Annotated in this window: 3 protein-coding genes; all 3 read right to left on the bottom strand. The window is 58.8% G+C overall.

What is annotated here, in order from left to right; all coding sequences use genetic code 11:
• On the bottom strand, positions 1-806 hold an 806-nt coding region (locus tag K1Y02_26145; GenBank protein MBX7259864.1), incomplete at its 3' end, for a serine/threonine protein kinase.
• A gap of 159 nt (positions 807-965) precedes the next feature.
• Positions 966-1,925 carry a MoxR family ATPase gene (locus K1Y02_26140; protein ID MBX7259863.1) on the bottom strand — a complete coding sequence of 320 codons (960 nt, stop codon included), beginning with the start codon at positions 1,923-1,925 and terminating at the stop codon, positions 966-968.
• Positions 1,926-2,088: 163 nt separating this feature from the next.
• Positions 2,089-3,482: glycoside hydrolase family 127 protein (locus tag K1Y02_26135; protein ID MBX7259862.1), on the bottom strand; the 1,394-nt coding region annotated here is incomplete at its 5' end.

Here is a 3,482-nt window from a genome sequence, read left to right as displayed (position 1 = left end):
TCGAATTTGAACTTCGAACTCTTGATTTGCTTCATAATCTCGCGCGAATCGCGTCCGTCGCAAGGGTGACGCCCCGCAATCAACTCGTACATCGTAATGCCGAACGAGAAGATGTCGGACCGCGCATCCAAACCACGGCCCTTGTTCGAGATCTGCTCGGGGGACATGTAGGCGCGCGTGCCGCCCCCTTCTTTCACCCAACGCGTCCGCCAACTCGCGTTCGATTTCGACAAACCAAAGTCGCAAATCTTCACATGCCGGAGATCGCGCGAAAACAGAAAGTTCCCAGGCTTGATGTCGCGGTGCACAATGCCATTCTGATGAAGGAAATCCAGACCCTGGCATAGGCGAATGCAGACATCCACCATCTGCTGCAGCGTTAAGTCGCGATCCGTGATGTGTTTTCGCAAGTCCGGTCCATCCACGAATTCCATCAACAGACAGCGTCGCACGTTGCCATCGGCGTCGCCTTGTTCAATGATTTCCGGGTGGTACCGGATGATGCACGGATGCCGCAGATTTGCGGCCACCAGAATTTCGCGGCCCAGGTAGTCCCTCCGGCGTTTCTTGCGGTCAAGGTCGAATTGCCGGTCAAGCACCTTAATCGCAACGGTCTGGTCGCGCTTGCGATCGATGGCCTTGTACACCGTCCCCATACCGCCCGTACCCACCGGAGCGATTATCTCGTAGGGTCCCACGTGAGTCAGCTCCAGACTTCCCCGGACGCCGCTCGATGAGTCTCCCGCCTGCGCTGTTCCCTCGTCCTTGTCGATGCTATCCGCTTTCTTTCGACCAAACAGCCTCATTATCGCCCCTGAACGTAGCATTAGTACCCCTGGACCGTATTATTCCGTTTAACCATTTCCAAACAAACGACATAGACATACATGACCCTGCCCGCTGGCCGCCGCTAGGCATCCCGGTAGCGCCACATATCAGAACAGTAACCGCCGCTGAAGCGGCGATCAACCCGCCTTCCAGTTCTGGGTCCCTGCCGGGACCGGAACCTCCGCAATTATATCACGGAGTACGCTGTTGGTCGTCACGCGCCGAAGGCGGCTTTCGGGATTGAGGATAAGCCGGTGTTCGAGCACCGGATGGGCAAGTAGCTTGATGTCGTCCGGCAACACATACGCCCGGCCCTGAACCGCCGCGAATGACTGCGCCGCGCGGAACAGCGCCAGCGACGCGCGCGGGCTCGCTCCAAGGCTCAGGTGGGTCGAATCTCGCGTACGATTGATCAACCGCAGAAGATAATCGCGCACTTTTTCATGTACGTAGATGTCTCGAATCCCGGTCTGCATCCGCAGTATCGTCTGGGGATCCGTGACCGGCTTCAACGTATCGAGCGGATGCGCCATCCGGATGCGCTCAAGCATCTCCGCCTCTGCGCGTATGTTGGGATACCCCATCGACAGCCGGATCATGAAGCGGTCGAGCTGGGCTTCCGGCAACGGGAACGTCCCTTCGTGCTCCACCGGATTCTGCGTCGCGAACACGATGAAGGGCTGGGCCAGCTTGTGCGTCACGCCGTCTACCGACACCTGGCCCTCGGCCATCGCTTCCAACAAAGCAGCCTGGGTACGCGGCGTGGCACGGTTGATTTCGTCGGCAAGCACCACTTGCGCAAACACCGGCCCGCGGCGGAATTCGAATTCCTGGGTCTTCTGATTAAAGATGGACACCCCGCTCACGTCCGTCGGCAACAAGTCCGGCGTGCACTGGATGCGGCTGAATCCGCAACCGCTGGATATGGCCAGCGCCCGCACCAGCACCGTCTTCGCCACGCCCGGCACGTCCTCCATCAGCACGTGCCCACCCGCCAACAGGGCTGACAGCGCCGTCTTGATGACCGCCGACTTGTCGAGCACGACCGTCTCGACATTCGTGATAATGTCCTTAATGGCTTGCCGAAATGCGCTCAATCCTAGGCTCCTTACCTGTGGGACACGATACTACTTGGGCGCTCGGTGACGGGGCAACCCGTCTGGCCAAACGCGCCACTCCATGAAAATGGTACGCAATCAGGCAACCGATCATATCTCCCTCGTGCGGTCGGAAGTGCTGATCAGTCCCGTCGATGCCCAATCAGGGCTCCAGCCCCTTCAGGCAAATGAGTTTGTCGGGCCGAAGCGTCTCATCGTTTGGATTGGGCACGTGAAAATACGTCGCCTCCCCGGAGGGGTCGGGGAACTCCGTCAACGTCAATTCCCACGTGTGCGCGCTGAATGGATACCATTCCGTTGTCCGCCACGCCTTGACTTTGCACGCCATCCCGCCAGGACGCACCGAGTCATCCGGGAACGGTCCGGTGAGAGTCTTCGGATCAATGGTTATCAGGCGCAAGTCCTCTTTCTCCAGCCCAGGGTTGACAGCACGATTCAGAGTGAATACCGTCGGACCTACCATCACCGCTGCCCGGCCAGACTGGGCTGCCCGCCCCTGGATCAACTGTGGCGCCATGGGGAAACGCAACTCGATGCGGTCGCCCGCGCGCCACGTCTTGTGGATGGGCATGGGTGACTTGTTCGAGAGCTCCACGGCTTCGCCATTCACCTTGATTTCAGGGTCCGTGCACCAAATCGGTATGCGAAGGCCGATCGCGAAGGTCCTCGGCGTATCGACGTTCACGCTGATCGTCACTGTGTCTCCCGACGGATACGACGTATCCTGCTTCAGCTTCACCACGCCCCCGTCTGGAAGCGGACACTCGGCTTCCGATGGCGTGTACAGGTTGACGTACACCCCGTTTTCCCGCTGGTAGTAGATCAACTGAGGCAATTCCGCGAGAATTCGCCGGTAGTTGCATGGACAGCAGTACGTGTCTTCCTTGAAATACTCGCGGGGCCCCTCAAAAGGCGAGTAGTATCGGATCTTTCGGCCATCCGGCGATTGCGCCGCAAACAGCGCGTTGTAGATTGCCCGTTCCATAAGATCGCCATACCGCCCGTCGCCATTCATGCACATCAGGTCTTCGCAGAAGCGCAGCAGGTATGCCGTGGCGCACGTTTCGCCGAGATTTGCCGCACCTTCCTGAGTGCTGTGCCAGCATTCGTGCTGACCGCACGTACCGGTAATTGACAGGCCCTCCTTTTCAATCAAGAACGTCATTGCATTGCGCGAAGGGATAAGGAGCTTTTTATCGGGCTCCATCCGATACAGATCCAACTGTGCCATCGCCCGGCTCATGTACGCGTACGCGTGTCCCGCGATTTGCCCCCAACGACCCTCGACGATGGGACCGTCCCACTCCGGGAGCTTTCGAAACCTCGTGCAATACTCCAGGTACTTTTTGTCACCGGTGATCTTGTAAAGTCTCAACATGGCCGGCTCGCTGCACGTCACCGCCATGTACGTCGTAATCTCGCCGTTTCCAGGAATTCGATCCGGCTCCGCCTCCCACCGCGCGATGATGTAATCGGCCGCCTTGCGCGCAGCCTCCAGCGACGCCTTTTCTCCACAGATTTCGTAGTCCGTCGTGA

The organism is Candidatus Hydrogenedentota bacterium (genome assembly GCA_019695095.1).
Lineage (GTDB): Bacteria > Hydrogenedentota > Hydrogenedentia > Hydrogenedentales > SLHB01 > JAIBAQ01.
Note: the sequence above shows the minus strand (reverse complement) of the source record. Positions and strands in the feature narration are given on the sequence as shown.